Below are 18074 nucleotides of genomic sequence, written 5' to 3' on the forward strand. Positions count from 1 at the left end.
TCAATCAAAATGAAACAACTTATTATTATGTGTTGCATATTATTTGCAATATCTACAAATGCACACACAGATCCCGAAACAAATGCTGACAAAACCGGTTCTATTACAGGTAAAGTATTAGACGCCACATTAAAACAACCCTTACCTTACGTAAACGTTATTATTAAAAACGCTGCCGGAGATATTATTACTGGTGGCATCACTTTAGAAGATGGAACTTTTGAAATTGAAAAAATAGCTGAAGGAAATATAACTTTAAGCATTCAATATATTGGATACAAATCTGTTGATAAGAATATTACAATAGGCAAAGGTAATTACAAAGTAAGCCTTGGTAATATTTATCTAGAAGAAGAAGCTGAAGGTTTAGATGCTGTTACTGTAATTGCCGAAACCTCAACAATTCAACAGAAAGTAGACAGAAAAGTTATTACCATTGGAAAAGACCTAGCAGCTACAGGTACAGCCTCAGAATTAATGATAGGCATCCCTTCTGTTAGTGTTGATGCTCAAACAGGAGATATAAGCTTACGCGGAAACCAAAATGTTCGTGTTATGGTAGATGGTAAATTATCAAACATTCCTACTGCACAATTATTAAAACAAATTCCATCTACAGCTATAAAATCTATAGAATTAATTACAAATCCTTCTGCAAAATACAACCCAGAAGGTATGAGTGGCCTTATTAATATTGTACTTCACAAAAACACCATGGTTGGTTTTAATGGAACGGTTAATATTAGTTTAACTCATGAAATAGAAGCCAAATTCAACAGTTCTTTAGATATGAATTATCGTAATGGAAAATTTAATTTTTATGGAAGTTATAGTAATAACATTTCTAAAAACAGAAACCATGGAAATATTTTTAGATCTGAAAATAACTCGGAGCAGTTTTTAAAATTTTTAGATAAAAGAAATTCTAATCTATATAAAATTGGTGTAGACTATTATTTAAATGATAAAAACACCATTTCAGTTTTTACGACTCAAAATAATTCTGAAAATGGCACAACTGGTGTCACAGATGTTTTCTTTTATAACAATTTGTCTCTTAACCAAAATCAAATCTTTGCTGCAAAAAGCAAGAACAACTCATCTCAATATAATTTTGATTATAAACATGATTTCACAAAAGATGGTCATAACATAGAATTAGAAGTAGATTATAATGTTTTTGAAGATGACAGACCTGTTGATTTTACATATAAATTTAAACCTGAAGATAACTATAAAGATTTTAATAATACCGACAGAAAAAGCACCACTGTAAACTTAGATTATGTAAACCCATTATCTGAAAGCACTAAACTAGAATTAGGCTTACAAGCACGTTTATTTAATTCAGACATACTATATGCATCTACTGGAGAAACCTTAAATAACGAAAGTGTTTTAAGACCAACCCCAAGCACTAATTTTGATTACACGCGAGATATTTATTCTGCATACGCAACATATAGTAAAAAGTTTGACAAATGGACCACGCAAATAGGTGTGCGTGCTGAAAATGTAAAAGAAGATGCTTTAGCTTTATCATCTGAAGCGTCAAGTACTGAAAGTTTTAAAAATGATTATTTTGAAGTATATCCATCGGCATTTATAACATATTCTGCATCAGACAAAAATTCTTATCAATTAAGTTATAGTCGTCGTGTAGACCGCCCTGGTATTGGTCAAGTAAATCCTATTAAAGAATGGAGTACGCCTTTAATTTCTCAATACGGAAATATTAATTTAACACCTCAATTCACCAATTCAATTGAAGCAAATTATACACGAACACTTAATAATAGAAAAGGAACAGTAACAGGAGGTGTATTTTATAGAATTATAAGCGATGATATTAATAGAGCGCTCTTTATTGACAGAAACGATGTTAATTCTGGACGTGTTATTTTAACACATGACAATTTTGGTAGCACAGATGCTTATGGTTTTGAATTATCTTCAAATTACAGACCAACAAAGTGGTGGAGTATTAACTCTAGTTTCGATATATATTCTCAAGTTAACAAAGGTATTGCTGAAAACTTAACTGCTCCTATTGAAACTGCAACTATAAACGATATTGAAACAAAAATTAGCGAAGTAGATAATGTTGCTTGGAATTTTAGAATGTTTAATAACTTTAAATTAAACAAAACCGTTTCGCTTACAGCATTTGGTTTTTATAAAGGAAAAAACAGATCGTTACAATTAGATAGAGACCCTATGTATTTTGTTAATTTAGGTGCTAGAGTTGGATTTGCTAAGGGTAAAGGTACATTTAGCTTTAACTATAATGATATTTTCAACACTATGGAATTCGCTTTTAATGGCTCTAAACCATTCCCACAAACAGGTGCTTTTAATTGGGAAAGCAACACTTGGAATATTGGTTTAAATTATAGATTTGGAGGCGGAAAATACAGTGCTAAAAAACGTAAAAAACGAGATAATAACACAAAATCTGGAGGCGGATTTATGTAAACCATATTTTAATAACCAACATAATAGTTGATGGTTAGTGTTATTGTTAGGTTATTAAATAAAACCCCAAAAACAAATTGTTTTTGGGGTTTGTTTTTATGACCTTGCTTAAACTTTTTATATGTTAAAATTGTTAAATTTTAAACGTAACACAATAATTAACAATATTGTACGTTTAAGGAGCATACAATAACCAAAAACGATATAATTATTTAAGAGTTAGTCAGCTTCAAAGTTTAAATTCGTAAAATATGGTATGTATTATTTAAAAGAACTCGGGATATTATATTTCGAGTTCTTTGTTTTACAATGTTAAAATAAGTTAAATATTAAAATCTATGCAATATTATACAGATTTACACGTCTAATATACTAAGATTCATTGCGCTAGTAATAGTGTTATTTGAAGGGTTGGTTAATAGCTAGAAAAACCAGAAACTGTAAAGTTTCTGGTTTTTTGTTTGGCAACTCGTTAAAAAAATATATTTTACCTTAATTTAAACCTATTACTTTGGCTGATAATGCGTTAGGGATTGCAGTGAAAATCCTTTTGCTTTTCGCAAAAGATTGTAGCGGAAAGCCCGACCTTTATCCTGAACTACATTCAGGATAAAGGTAACGCCCAAAATATTAAATTTCTACCCCCACTTAATAATGACACTTCCCCAAGTAAAGCCACTACCAAAAGCAGCTAACACTACATTATCGCCTTCTTTTATTTTACCTTCCTCCCAAGCTTCGGTAAGTGCTATAGGAATAGATGCCGCCGTAGTATTACCATATTTTTGAATATTATTAAATACTTGACTATCTTCTAATTTAAATTTTCTTTGAATAAACTGTGCTATCCGTAAATTAGCTTGATGCGGAATTAACATATTAATGTCTTTTACATCAAGATTATTTTTCTGTAATCCTTCCATAATCACTTCACTAAAACGCACCACAGCATTTTTAAATACAAACTGCCCGTTCATATATGGAAAATAACTTTCATCATCTGGATTATTTTCAGCTAAAATATCATTTACCCAACGCTTACCCATTCCTGGGGCTACAAGTACAAGTTCTTCTGCATGTTCTCCTTGCGAATGTAAATGTGTAGACAAAAGACCTTTACTAGTATCTTCCTCTCGTGTTAAAACTACTGCTCCTGCTCCATCTCCAAAAATAACAGAAACACCGCGTCCACGTGTTGTTTTGTCTAAACCACGACTATGCAATTCACTGCCAATAACCAATATGTTTTTATACATACCTGTTTTAATAAAATTATCGGCTACAGAAAGCGCATAAACAAATCCAGAGCATTGGTTTCTAACATCTAATGCACCAACTGTTTTAATATCTAATGCATGCTGTACTTGTACACCTGGTCCTGGAAAATACATATCGGGACTTAAAGTGGCAAATACTATAAAATCTATATCGTCTTTATCTATCCCTGCTCGATCAATAGCTTGTTTAGCAGCTTTCACCCCCATAGTTGCTGTTGTATCGTCTGTCCCTTCTTTAATCCATCTACGTTCTTTTATTCCTGTACGTTCTTGAATCCATGCGTCATTAGTATCCATCATTTTAGACAAATCGTCATTTGTTACCACATTATCTGGAACATACTTTCCTAAACCTATTATTTTTGAATTATACATATCGCTACTATTATTTAAAAACAAAATACAAAATTAAAAATTGATTTCCCAAAATCTTTTAATCAATTCACTTTAAAATCGTGTCAGTTTGTCACATTTTACGAATTGGCATTTTTGTTGCCTTTCAACCTTTAAGTAAATGAAAATTAAAAATTAATCAGATTCCTGCCTTCGCAGGAATGACAAATAAATTATTTATTATGGCAAAAGGAAGTATTAATGTTTCGGTAGAAAATATTTTTCCACTCATTAAAAAATTCTTGTATAGCGATCACGAAATATTTTTACGTGAACTTATTAGCAACGGTACAGATGCAACTTTAAAATTAAAGCATCTTACTAGTATTGGAGAATCTAAAGCTGAATACGGTACTCCACAAATTGAGGTTAAAATTGATAAAGAAGGCAAAAAACTTCATATTATCGATCAAGGTTTAGGAATGACTGCAGACGAAGTTGAAAAATACATTAACCAAGTGGCGTTTTCTGGAGCTGAAGAGTTTTTAGATAAATATAAAGATTCTGCAAAAGATTCTGGTATTATTGGTCATTTTGGTTTAGGTTTCTATTCTGCATTTATGGTGGCGGAAAAAGTAGAACTTATCACCAAATCTCATAAAGACGAACCTGCGGCACATTGGACGTGCGACGGATCGCCAGAATTTACATTAGACGCTTCAGACAAAGCAGATAGAGGAACAGAAATTATTCTTCATATTGCTGAAGATTCAACTGAATTTTTAGAAGAATCTCGTATTGCTGAGTTACTTTCTAAGTATAACAAGTTTATGCCTGTGCCAATTAAATTTGGAACAAAGGAAATAAACGATCCAGAACACGAACCTGCAACTATTACTGATAAAGACGGTAAAGAAACAAAAGAACCTCAACGTAAAATTACAGTTGATAACATCATCAATAATCCGAATCCAGCTTGGACAAAACAACCAGCTGATTTAAAAGATGAAGATTATAGTGGTTTTTACCGCGAATTGTACCCAATGCAATTTGAAGAGCCTTTATTCAATATCCATTTAAATGTAGATTATCCTTTTAACCTTACAGGTATTTTATATTTCCCTAAAATGGGTCAGGATATGAACATGCAAAAGGATAAAATTCAACTGTATCAAAACCAAGTGTATGTAACTGATAATGTTGAAGGTATTGTTCCAGAATTTTTAACCATGCTTCGTGGTGTTATTGATTCGCCAGACATACCGTTAAACGTATCACGTTCTTATTTACAAGCAGATGGTGCTGTAAAAAAGATTTCATCTTACATTACTCGTAAAGTTGCCGATAAATTAAAATCGTTATTCAATGCAAATCGTGAAGATTTTGAAGCGAAGTGGAACGATATTAAAATCGTTATTGAATACGGGATGCTTTCTGAAGAAAAATTCTTTGATAAAGCTGATGCCTTTGCGTTATACCCAACAGTTGATGACACATACTTTACTTATGAAGAATTATTTAATAAAATAAAAGCAAACCAAACAGATAAAGATGGTAAGCTTGTTATTTTATATGCTTCAAACAAAGATGAACAACACAGTTATATTGAAACTGCAAAAGCAAAAGGTTACGAGGTTTTATTATTAGATTCTCCTATTGTTTCTCACTTAATTCAGAAATTAGAAAGCTCTAAAGAAAACATTACGTTTGCACGTGTAGATGGCGATCACATCAATAATTTAATTAAGAAAGACGAAACAACCATTTCTAAATTAGATGAAGATCAAACGAAAGCTTTAGACGAGTTATTGAAAGAAGTTATTCCTTCTGAAAAATTCACGGTACAATTAGAAGCTATGGATAGTAACGAGTCTCCTTTTACAATTACACAACCAGAATTTATGCGTCGTATGAAAGAAATGCAAGCAACTGGTGGTGGCGGTATGAATATGTTTGGTAATATGCCAGAAATGTTCAACCTAGTAGTAAACACAAACTCTACTTTAGTGAGCGATATTTTAGCTAAAGAAGCTAAGGAAGATAAAGAGCGTATAATTACTCAAAGTTTAGATTTAGCTCGTTTATCTCAAGGTTTATTAAAAGGTGAAGAATTAACAAACTTCATTAAACGTAGCTACGAAATGATTAAATAAATTTTCGCTTACGCGGAAATACAACATTCTAAAAACCACTTCTTTGTAGGAGTGGTTTTTTTTAATTAATACACACAAATATTATGGAATTATTAGACAAATTAAAATGGCGTTATGCTACCAAAGCCATGAATGGTAAAAAAGTAGCTCAAGAAAAAATAGATAATATTATTGAAGCCATCTCTTTAGCTCCAACTTCTAGTGGGTTACAACCTTTTGAGGTTATTGTTATCACTAATCAAGAGTTAAAAGAAAAAATTAGACCCGTTTCTTGGAATCAATCAGTAGTAACAGACTGTTCGCACTTATTCGTATTTGCTGCCTGGGATACTTATACAGCAGATCGTATTAATAAAATGTTCGATTTAACGAATACCGTTCGTGGATTTGAAAACGAAGGTTGGGAAAACTACCGCCAAATGTTACTAAACAGTTATCCTCAAAAAGATGCTGAAGTAAACTTTAACCACGCAGCAAAACAAGCGTACATTGCCTTTTCTCAAGCTATTGCTGCTGCTGCTTTTGAAGGTGTAGATTGCACTCCTTTAGAAGGTTTTGATCCAACTGCTTTAGACGAAATATTAGGTTTAAAAGCAAAAGGACTTAGAAGTTGTGTCATGCTACCTATTGGTTATAGAGATACTGAAAACGATTGGTTAGCAAACCTTCCTAAGGTAAGAAAACCTAAAGAAGATTTAGTGACTGTTATTGACTAAATACACCATAGTCTATATATTAAAACCACCTTGTGAGAACAAGGTGGTTTTTATTTACAAGTAATATCAAAAATGCAAAATCACATTAAAAACAAAAAAACATAAAAGCCCTATACTTTAAGTGATAAAAGTCATAAAAAAAACCCAATATAATGCAGTCATTTGTAGCTATAATTAAGTTTTTACCTTACTTTTAAAACACACTTACCCATGTTACAAAACAGAAGAATATATCTCCCGCCTTTAAGTCTAATAGGCCCAGGAGCATTAAATGATTTAGCTGAAGAATTAAAAAGTTTACCATACAAAAAAGCATTATTTGTTACCGACAAAATTTTAGTAAAATTAGGCGTTGCACAAGAAGTACTTGATGTTTTGAAAGCATCTAATATTGACATGACATTATTTGATGACGTAAAACCCAATCCAACCGTGAAAAATGTTAATAACGGTTTAAAACTACTTGAAGAAAACGGATGCGATTTTATTATAACACTTGGTGGAGGCTCTCCTCAAGATTGTGGTAAAGCAATTGGTATTCTTGCAACAAACAAAGGTAGTATAGAAGATTACGAAGGCATCAATATTTCAAAAAAGAAGTCTTTACCTATTATAGCCATAAATACTACTGCAGGTACTGCTAGCGAGGTTACAATTAATTACGTAATTACAGATGAGCAACGCCATATAAAAATGGTTATGGTAGACAAAAACTGTTTGGTATCTATAGCGGTAAACGACCCTAAACTAATGCTAGGAAAACCGGCCGCTTTAACTGCTGCAACAGGAATGGATGCATTAACACATGCTATAGAAACCTATGTAACAAAAGGCGCTTTTGGATGGTCTGATGCTTTAGCATTAGAAGCCATTAGACTAATCTCTGAAAGTCTAGAGAAAGCCGTAGTAGACGGGCAAGATCTAGAAGCAAGAAGCCAAATGGCTTGGGGACAATTTATAGCTGGTCAAGCATTCTCTAATGCAGGACTTGGCTTTGTACACTCTATGGCACATCAATTAGGCGGTATGTATGATTTACCACATGGTGTTGCAAATGCTATTTTACTACCTCACGTAGAAGCATTTAACATTCCTGCTTGTGCATACAAATTAAAAAATGTAGCTAAAGCTATGGGTATTGATGTTACAGACATGAATGATATAGAAGGCGCAAACATAGCTATTGAAGCTATTAAAGCGCTATCTAAATCGGTTGGAATACCTTCTGGATTAAAAGAATTTGGAATAAAAGAAGAAGATTTTAAAGAAATGGCTGAAAATGCACTTGCCGATGTTTGTACTGGAGGTAACCCAAGAGAAGTTAGCATACAAGACACCATTGCAATTTATAAAGCAGCTATGTAAACTATATCATAGTTCAATAGAATTTAAATCTCCAAGGAATTATACTTGGAGATTTTTTTATTCAGTAAAACTATCTCCCACCATGTATCGGTAGATGAAACTGCTTTCGAATTGGGTTTTAAACATTATCAATCGTTTAGTAAGTTATTTAAGTCGAAAACAAATACTTCACCATCAAAATTTCGAGCTTCTTTTAATTAACGAATCTTAAAACAATAGCAAACCCCATAAGATTAGCATAGGGCTTCTTCTTTTCAACTATATTTGTCATCTCTATTGATAATTAATTTTGAAGAAAGACCTTTTACTCATAACGCCACCGTTTACGCAGTTAAACACACCGTATCCTGCAACTACCTATTTAAAAGGTTTTTTAAACACCAAAAACATAGAATCGTTTCAAATGGATTTAGGTATTGAAGTGATTCTGAATTTATTTTCAAAAGAAACTTTTTCTGCACTTTTCGATTTAGCTTTTGATACCAATCAAATTAAAACGGAGAACGCACAAAGAATCTACACTTTAAAAGATAATTATTTACAACCTTTAGATGATATTATTGCCTTTTTACAAGGCGAAAAACCTAGTTTTGCTAGACAAATTTGTTCCGACAACTTTTTACCGCAAGCCTCACGTTTTGAACAATTAGACGATTTAGATTGGGCATTTGGCTCGATGGGTTTACAAGACAAAGCAAAACATTTAGCTACTTTATATCTTGAAGATTTATCTGATTTTATTATTGAATGTATCGACTCTAATTTTGGCTTTAGCCGTTATGCGGAACGTTTAGGAATGAGTGCCAATTCTTTTGATGAGTTATATGCTAATCTTCAAGAAGATACTACCTTTATAGACGATATCACCTTAAATATTTTAGACGACACACTAAAAACAGTACAACCTAAATTAGTTTGTTTATCCGTGCCGTTTCCCGGTAATCTATATAGTGCGTTTCGTTGTGCACAACACATAAAAGCCAACTACCCAGATATAAAAATTGCTATGGGTGGCGGGTTTCCGAATACAGAATTACGCTCGGTTTCTGATGTGCGTGTTTTTGAGTTTTTCGATTTCATAACACTCGATGATGGTGAATTACCTGTCGAATTACTATACAACCATGTGTGTCACACTGAGCACAGTCTAAGTAAAAACTTTGAATTAAAACGTACCTTTCTTTTAGAAAACGGTAAAGTCGCTTATAAAAACAACAGCACAAAACCAGATTACAAACAAGCTAATGTTGGCACACCTGATTATTCCGATTTATTATTAGACCAATACATTTCGGTTATAGAAATTGCCAACCCCATGCACAGCCTTTGGAGTGATGGTAGATGGAACAAACTCACCATGGCACACGGTTGCTACTGGGGAAAATGTACATTTTGCGATATTTCATTAGACTACATAAAAATTTACGAACCCATTGCTGCCAAACTTTTGGTAGACCGTATGGAGCAACTTATTGAACAAACCCAAGAAACGGGGTTTCATTTTGTAGACGAAGCGGCGCCACCATCGTTAATGAAAGCATTAGCACTTGAAATTATAAAACGTAAACTAACGGTAACTTGGTGGACGAACATTCGGTTTGAAAAAAACTTCACCCAAGATTTATGCTTACTACTAAAAGCATCGGGTTGTATTGCGGTTTCTGGCGGATTAGAAGTAGCATCAGATCGTTTATTAAAGTTGATAGATAAAGGTGTTACCGTAGAGCAAGTGGCGCAAGTAACACGCAATTTTACCGAAGCCAATATTATGGTACACGCCTATTTAATGTATGGCTACCCTACACAAACAGTTAAAGAAACAATTGATAGTTTAGAAATGGTACGTCAGCTTTTTGAAGTAGGTGTTTTACAATCGGGGTTTTGGCATCAGTTTGCATTAACGGCGCACAGCCCTATTGGGTTAAAACCTGAAGCTTATAATATAACACCAAATTACAAAGACATTAAATTTGCGAATAACGATATCGATTTTACCGACAGTACAGGCATCGACCACAGTAAATTTAGTTTCGGATTAAAAAAATCACTTTTTAACTATATGCACGGTATTGGTTTCGATTTACCGCTACAAGATTGGTTCGATTTTAAAATACCAGACACGAGTATTCATCAAGATTTTATTTACGATAGCTTAGAAACGCCTGTCTCTTTTAATATAAAATCAAATGCTAAAATAGTTTGGTTAGGCAACATCCCTTTGGTTAATGAATTTTCTAAAAAAAAGAAACAACTTTTAGAATTAACCTTTCATAATACTAACAACAGCTTTAGTATTGTTACCGATCAAAATAAAGGCAACTGGTTTTTAAATCATTTAGAAACATCCTTAAGCCCGTATAACGATACACTCCAATCGTTTTCACAATTAAAATCAGATTTTGAAACACAGTTTGATGATTTTGAATTGTTTTGGTTTTCTAAACCTATGCTTGTTTTGAGGGAGAATGGATTGTTGGTTTTGTAAAAATTTCGACAACATTAGTTTGACTTGCCTACCACAATGATATTGACTTTTATAAGCTTCCTTTCGTTAATTGCATTACTAAAAGAGGGCAGATTCTTTTCTAGAATCTGCCCTCTTATATAACATCTAATCCAAATGTTCTTTAATATTCAAAAAAATGTATCCATTTTATTTAACTGGATCCATAATAACCTTAACCACATTACCGTCATTTACTATTTTTTGTGCAAAATCACGAACACGCTCAGGAGTAATGCTATTAACCATAGTCTCATAATCTGTATTCCAATCTTCACCCCATGTTTCATAGTTTTCCATTAAAGTTAGCCATGGTTCATTACTTTTCATTGCATCAGGACGGGCTTTTAGCCAAAACGAAAGGTTCTTATCTACTTCAGCACGATCTGGTCCAAATTCAGCCATTTTAGCTAATTCCACGTCTACAATAGCAGCCAGTTCATCTACCATTTCTGGATTTGTTTGAAACGACACCGACATCGAATACGTTGGTATAGGTTGACGGTCTAAATAACCACTTACAGTAACACCATAAGTCCCTCCTTTATCTTCACGGATTTTTTCATGGTAACGCGTTTGCAAACATGCTGTTAGCATAGCTATAAGCAACGAATTTTCTTGATTATATACAATATCTCCAGTGTAATTATAAGATACGGTACTCTGAGGAATTTGCATTGGAACCTCAAAGCGAACTGATGATTCTCCTTTATGAGCTCTCACATGGTCGTCCTTCCAAGCTAATTTTTGCTTTCCAGTTGGTAACGAACCAAGATATTTTTCTACCAAAGGTTTAAGTTTATTCTGGTCTATATCTCCAAGAAAGTAAAATGTATAGTTTCCTGCAGCATCACAAAAGAACTTATTATAGATGCCCTCCATTTTATCAAAATCAATAGCATCAAGTGTATTTAAAGTTGGTGGTTGAGTTCTAACATTATTCTCTTCTCCATAAATGGCCACATTCATCTTTTCGTACATCATATATTCAGCAGAATTTTTTGAAGCTTCAATTGTTCTTCTGCTCGTTTGCATCATGCCATCAAATTTATCACGACTCAATTTTGGTTTGGTAAAATAAAGGTGTGTTAACTGTAGCATCGTTTCTAGATCCGATTTAGCTGCACTACCACTTATACCTGTTGAAAATCGAGAAATCGTTGGTGTAGCCATGGCAACCTTCGTTCCTATTACTTTTTTTAAGTCAATCGTGTTAAAATCTCCAAGACCAGACATATTAACCAATGGAATTAAATTTTGAGCAGTAAAATAATCAGCATCGTCTACCATAGAAATTCCACCATCAGCGTATGCGCTCATCGTCACCTGACTAGGACTATAATTGGTAGGTTTCACCAAAACTTTAATACCATTACTAAGAATCCATTCTGTTGAGCCATAAACCCCTTCTTTAGTTTCAACAACTTTACCGCTAGTAATGGCATCAACATCTGAAATAAGTGGTTTATTAATTACTTTAGGTTCGTATGGTTTTAATTCCATACCTCGAACGTTGTTCATAATTGCCCCCAACTGATCTGTTGTAGGAATAACGGCTCCAGCTTCCTCCGGAATAGTAGATACTATTACATTATTGGTTTGTGTTAATAAGGTTGATAAAAGCCCGTTTACTTCTTCAAGCGTCATTTGTGATACTAGCAGACTAACAACCGCCCATTCGTGCTTAGCTGAAAGAATAGGTGTGTTTTCTGTATAATTATTGATACAGTCCCAAACATAACTTTCATTATCACGTTGATTAGCATTTTCATATGCATATTTAACGCCTCGTAAAGTATTTGTTTTGAAATTTTCTAATTCTGAAGTTGTAAATCCATGACGGCGAATGCGTTCCAGCTCAGTGTATGCTGCTGCAAAAGCTAACAATACATTTCCTTTTGCAGACAAAACATCGAATCCAACGGCTTCGGTGCTGATGCTAACTTGACTATTATAAAATTGAGCACTTCTAAATGGAGCAACATTTTCGGCCATTTCTGCCAAACGTGAATTGGCCATTGAAAGCGCTGCACTCAATAGTAAATCCATTTTATAAATACCAACACGATTGTTATATTCAACAGGTAAAGCGTCACGTTTAATATAAAGACTAACACTTTCTTCTTCCAATTCAGGATCGGTAACAACCGTCATCAATGGCTCAGCATTACCTGGAATTGGAATTATTGTTTTAGGCTCTGGGTTTACCGGAGCTGGAATATCAGCCATTATGTTTTTAAGCTTCTCTTCTACCTGAGCTACATCAATATCGCCAACAATAATCACAGCCTGTAAATCTGGACGATACCAACGTTTATAATATTCGCGTAAACTTTCAGAAGGAAAAGTTTTCAAAAACTCTTCACTTCCTAACATATCACGATCTGCATAGCGAGTCCCATTATAGTATATAGGAGCAGCCTTTCTACTTGCACGGAATTTAGCATTATTTCGCTGGCGACGTTCTTCAATAATAACACCTCGCTCTTTGTCTATTTCTTCGTCCTTCAATGAAATAAAATGAGACCAATCATGTAATACCAACAAGGTAGAATCTAGAACAGTTTCACGCCTCAATGGCACTTGCGACAGCATATAATAGGTTTTCTCCATACCTGTTGCTGCATTTATATTTGTTCCAAACTGAAGACCAACACTTTCAAGCCAACTTATCATTGATTTTCCAGGGAAATTTTTGGTTCCGTTAAATGCCATATGCTCCAAAAAGTGAGCTAGTCCATCCTGAGAATCCTCTTCCTGAATAGATCCAACATTGTGAAGAATATAAAAATCTGCCAATCCTTTTTGGCTCTCATTGTGTTTTAAATAATAGGTTAATCCATTCTTTAATTTACCAACCTTCATTTCTGGATCAAACGGAAGTGTATCTGCCATGTTTAATTGTTGAGCATAAACAGATGTTAGTCCCAACAACAAGGATAGTACCCCTGTTATAATTCGTTTTTTCATTGCTTTTATTTTTTAATGTTAATAGGAAGAAATAATGATGCAGGTAATTGCTTTACTGTACCTATTTGATCCTTAACTGTTATCTTAGCATTTTGAGCTTCGTATTGCAGGATAAGCTCGTCAATATTTGGAGTACTATCGTTTACATTACTAATTTCATTGTTGCCAATAGACGTAATGATGTTCCCCGGTTTCAGTTTAGCACAAGCATCTTCACCCCAAACTGCAGCTACACGTAATTGTCCATTATCTGCACCAGTCATTACGGTACGATTATCGCCATCCCAAACAACAGAATCTTCATATGGCATAAAACTATATCGGTTATTCAGATAATCAATAGTAACTTTTCCTAGATCAGTAATTTTAAAGCATAATAACAGATAACCAACACCGCCTGTTATTACGGGAATATTTTCATAAATATGACCTCCAATGTGCAGATCATTCAGTTTACCTCGATAGAGTTTATCCATTCCTGTTAAACCACCTACCATAGAACCCGTTGCTCCTTGGCCATCAACAACATTGTTAATAATTCCAACACTAGTCCACTGCTCAAAACCTTCAACCGAAGGAAGACCAAGCGCACCAGTTCCATTACCACTATCAAACAATGCAGGGACATCATAAAGTTCATCCTTACCTTGTAATTTGATACTAAAAAGTGGTACGTTTTTCCACAATTTAAGAGTCTCCCAAGCTGTAATTGAAGGATCCGCCTGATTAGAAAACACCATTGTTTTCTTTTTTGAATTGAACGTAACTACATATTTTGAAAGAATATTGGCGCCAATAGTACCATCTGCATCCAATGCTGATAATATCACATTATCTGCACTCATGATTATTGCTTCTTGGTTTTCTAAACTCAAATCTCCAATTGTAATTTCTGGTATTTCTGCGATAAACAAGTTATTACCAAGTCCCATCATAGATTCCTGAGACTGTTCGTATTGAAGTTTCTCGGCATTTACTAATCGATCAGAAATACAAGTAATTCCTGCACCTGTATCTACTAAAAACCGATAAGTATTGCCGCCAATAACAACTTCAACTACAGGAACTCCATTTTCATCGGTGTATTTTAACTCGGTTGCTGAACTTGTTTGTGCTATTAATTGAACACAACCGATTAGCATTAACATGATGCTTATTAAATATCTTTTTTTCATTTTTAAAATCTGTAAATATTTTTTGAAGAATGAATGATTTTAACCATTCACTGATAACATAGAAGATATTCTCCTGCTTAATTTAAAAGTCAATCTAGTTCGTGTTTACTGATTGCATAAGAGGTACGCCAAAGCATCAACAACATATTATTTTAACGTGCTGCAGTGTATCTCATGTAAGCAAACTGTAAACTTTCTTAACAAGCTGAGTTTGACATAAAATTATGTATCAATGAGTTTGCTTCCTTATTGTTGATTGGCAGGTTGTATTTCCTGAATAAGTTTGATGTATTTTTCTAGTTCTTTTTTAGCCTTTTGAGCAGGTCCGTATTTTTTAGCTGTCTGATAAAGTTCAAATTTAGTTCCGTACATTGTCGCTCGAACCGAATACGATTGTATGTCTTCACCTGTGGCACTAGCAATTAGTTCATCTAACCAACTTACTCCTGCTGTTAAGGCTTCTTTATCTTTCATTTCAGCCAAAGACTTGATAAAAAACATAAAATACTGTCCATAAACCTGAGGTGGGAACAATTCCTGCTCATCCACAACATGCATAACTTCTAGCATTTGCTTCCAATCGCCTTTACGAGACAACATAGAGGTGTTCAACCAAATAGAAGCCATATCTTTACCCTGACCTTCTGCAGTCTGTAAATAATCAACAAAGGCATTATAATTTGTTGGATCATAAGCTGCCAAATTAGGGTTTGTAGCGAAATCAATAGCTTTACTTACCATAGCATTAGCCAAAGTCATATCTACCATCATTTTTTGATTCTCACCTGGAATAGCATAAAATTTTTCAATATTGTCGCGCACAACAAGCAAAGTCTTCGATAACGGATCATTTTCCCACTGCATTATTAGTGGCCACATATTGGCTGTTGCCAATTGTTCTAAAAGTAAACTGTTAAGGAAATCCTTAGTAACTACCCCTATTTCTTTTTCCATATTTGCTGCCATAAGCAATTCTACCAACTTAAGTATAAATACAGGGTCGCGGTCTCCTTTTTCATATCGTGACATCATTGCTTGTAACCCATTTTCCTTATCGGCAACAAGATTTGCTGCGTCTATCAACCAGTTAGCATCTCCAGAACCTACTAATTTATGTGCTGGTTGCTCGGTTTCTGGGTCTATAAAAAACAAAGTTGGCAAAGCTGTTACGCTTAATCTTTGAGCAAATGCTTTACCATCTTCGTCCTTTTCAACATTGAAACTGACATTGATAAAATTTTCATTAAATAATGTCCCTACTTTCTCCTGTGTAAAAACATCAGCAGCTAATTTTTTGCACGGGCCACACCAATCGGCATAACAGTCTACAAAAATTAGTTTATTTTCTTCTTTTGCCTTTTTAACAATCTTTTTCCACGATTTTGTTTCCTCAAAAACAATACCCAGATTTTGCGCAAAAGAATGGGCTCCTAAAGCTATTAGAAGTGTTAATATGAATAGATTTCTCTTCATCTTTACAATATATTGTTATAGTAATTATTGATATAGAGTACGGGATTTGATATACAAATCCCGTACAACTATTATTATTTAATCAACATAAAGTCAGCTAATGAAATCCCATAAGCACCGTAATAATCTTTATCGGTAAGATAGAATCGAATTCTACGAACTTTTTGCGTTTCTTGTGTTTTGTTGAGATATATAAGGGTTGTTTCGCCATTACTATCTCCCAAAGGAATCTCCTCTTTAGAAGCTACCAGTTGGTATTGTCCACCAGATTCTGCTATTTCTATTTTTATAGACGTTGGTAGTATCGAACTATCTGCAAATAATGATTGAACGACTGTAAAACCTCTAATATCCACTTCTTCTCCTAAGTCAATTTCAATTCGGTGCACTCTTAAATCATCACCAACCAACGGATTCCAATCTGAATAACTATCTCCATCAAACAAACTACTTGAGAATGAATCATAACCTACTTGATCAGCAGGAGTTACTACGTGACTCCACAATGCTGTTACTTCATAAAAATCTAGCATTGGTAATGTTGGATTCTCTAATCTTACAAACCATTCAGGAGCTTCGTAAAACTCAAAATAGTGATCATTATACTGTTGAACATCTAACTCTAGAACATCATGTGCTACGCTTAATGCTGCAAGACTAAGTTCCTTTTCTTTTAACGTAGATTGCGCTAAAAAGTCATATACATAATCTGGTGACAAGTACCTGTTTTTACCAAGATAAACAGTTTTCAAGTTTGGAAAATAAAGCAAATCTTCAAGTGACGTTAAATCCTGATCGAATTCTAAAGTCTCTACTTCAGATATAGTACTTGCATCCAGTTCTGATACATTCAGAAAGTTTTGTACCTGTGCTTGAAAATCGCTATTAAATGCCAATACATCAAGATTCAATGTAATTGTTGAAAACTCAATACTGAAATCAGGATCATTATCCTTAATCGATTCAATTGTTCCTGTTCGGTATACATTAACATCCTTAGTTAAATCAATTTCAGAGATTAGCAAGTACTTATTCCCATTAGGCCAGTATTTCGACTCTAAAAACTCTTTTGATAACTCAAGACGCGTTTCAGTTGTTTCGTTTGTCTTGTAATAACCTATCTCAACAGACAAAAGGTTATCCTTCCATGAATCAAAAAACAGTAATAAATTTTCGTTTCCTACTTTAAACTGTTTAACAACTACACGTGTAAATGCAGACAACTCTTCGTGTTCATAAGTGTATGGACGTTCATAGATTGTAGTCTTTAATGAACTTCCTGCTATAGTATTGTCTTCCTCATAACTTATTGATGAGATTGAAAAACTATATTCGTAATTTTCTAGACCTGGAATTACACAACTTGTTGCATTCTTGTCGATAATAGTATCCATGGTTACATTATCATCTTTCCATTCTATTAAAATAGCATCTCGTGCAACGTCTGTTTTATTTTCCCATTTCAAGGTCACTTCTTCCCATCCTGCAATGCCTTCTACATTATAGACTTTTGATAAATATCGGATTGGGCCATCTCCTGAATAGTCAGAATAAGTATCCTCTAATGATTCGCAGCTAAAAAACAAGCTAACTAAAAATAAAGGTAATATGGCATATATAAAAATTCTTCTCAT

At 33.8% G+C, this 18074-nt stretch carries 11 protein-coding genes; 6 read left to right on the forward strand and 5 right to left on the reverse strand.

Going from position 1 to position 18074, the window contains the following annotated elements; translation table 11 throughout:
* Positions 1-9: 9 nt before the first annotated feature.
* Complete coding sequence (locus ACH5TX_RS11155) at positions 10-2475, forward strand: TonB-dependent receptor (RefSeq protein WP_439339584.1); 2466 nt, start codon at positions 10-12, stop codon at positions 2473-2475.
* A gap of 638 nt (positions 2476-3113) precedes the next feature.
* Here the strand turns inward: ACH5TX_RS11155 and ACH5TX_RS11160 are convergent.
* Positions 3114-4127, reverse strand: a complete 1014-nt coding sequence (locus tag ACH5TX_RS11160; RefSeq protein ID WP_439339585.1) for a 3-oxoacyl-ACP synthase III family protein — start codon at positions 4125-4127, stop codon at positions 3114-3116.
* A 200-nt stretch (positions 4128-4327) separates the two neighbouring features.
* Here ACH5TX_RS11160 and htpG point away from each other — a divergent pair, with 200 nt between their 5' ends.
* The 5 genes from htpG to ACH5TX_RS11185 all read left to right on the forward strand — a co-directional run bounded on the left by htpG (position 4328) and on the right by ACH5TX_RS11185 (position 10804).
* A complete protein-coding gene (gene htpG, locus ACH5TX_RS11165; RefSeq protein ID WP_439339586.1) occupies positions 4328-6238 on the forward strand; it encodes a molecular chaperone HtpG in 1911 nt (636 codons plus the stop codon).
* An 83-nt stretch (positions 6239-6321) separates the two neighbouring features.
* Positions 6322-6954, forward strand: a complete 633-nt coding sequence (locus ACH5TX_RS11170) for a nitroreductase family protein (protein ID WP_439339587.1) — start codon at positions 6322-6324, stop codon at positions 6952-6954.
* Positions 6955-7164: 210 nt separating this feature from the next.
* Complete coding sequence (locus ACH5TX_RS11175) at positions 7165-8319, forward strand: iron-containing alcohol dehydrogenase (RefSeq protein ID WP_439339588.1); 1155 nt, start codon at positions 7165-7167, stop codon at positions 8317-8319.
* 45 nt (positions 8320-8364) lie between these two features.
* Positions 8365-8520, forward strand: a complete 156-nt coding sequence (locus ACH5TX_RS11180; protein WP_439339589.1) for a helix-turn-helix domain-containing protein — start codon at positions 8365-8367, stop codon at positions 8518-8520.
* Positions 8521-8608: 88 nt separating this feature from the next.
* Entirely contained in the window at positions 8609-10804 is a 2196-nt protein-coding gene (locus tag ACH5TX_RS11185; RefSeq protein WP_439339590.1) for a B12-binding domain-containing radical SAM protein, read from the forward strand.
* 168 nt (positions 10805-10972) lie between these two features.
* On the opposite strand, the gene ACH5TX_RS11190 is transcribed toward ACH5TX_RS11185, so the two are convergent.
* The 4 genes from ACH5TX_RS11190 to ACH5TX_RS11205 all read right to left on the reverse strand — a co-directional run bounded on the left by ACH5TX_RS11190 (position 10973) and on the right by ACH5TX_RS11205 (position 18074).
* Positions 10973-13792: a M16 family metallopeptidase gene (locus ACH5TX_RS11190; RefSeq protein WP_439339591.1), complete on the reverse strand. Its 2820-nt coding sequence runs from the start codon at positions 13790-13792 to the stop codon at positions 10973-10975.
* A gap of 5 nt (positions 13793-13797) precedes the next feature.
* Positions 13798-14967 (reverse strand): retropepsin-like aspartic protease, encoded by a 1170-nt coding sequence (locus tag ACH5TX_RS11195; protein ID WP_439339592.1) that lies wholly within the window; start codon positions 14965-14967, stop codon positions 13798-13800.
* Between the two features lie 246 nt (positions 14968-15213).
* On the reverse strand, positions 15214-16440 hold the full coding sequence (locus ACH5TX_RS11200) for a thioredoxin family protein (protein WP_439339593.1): 1227 nt from the start codon (positions 16438-16440) through the stop codon (positions 15214-15216).
* Positions 16441-16514: 74 nt separating this feature from the next.
* Positions 16515-18074 carry a DUF4998 domain-containing protein gene (locus ACH5TX_RS11205; RefSeq protein WP_439339594.1) on the reverse strand — a complete coding sequence of 520 codons (1560 nt, stop codon included), beginning with the start codon at positions 18072-18074 and terminating at the stop codon, positions 16515-16517.

It is taken from the genome of Thalassobellus citreus, assembly GCF_044385915.1.
In the GTDB taxonomy this organism is placed as follows: Bacteria; Bacteroidota; Bacteroidia; order Flavobacteriales; family Flavobacteriaceae; genus Thalassobellus; species Thalassobellus citreus.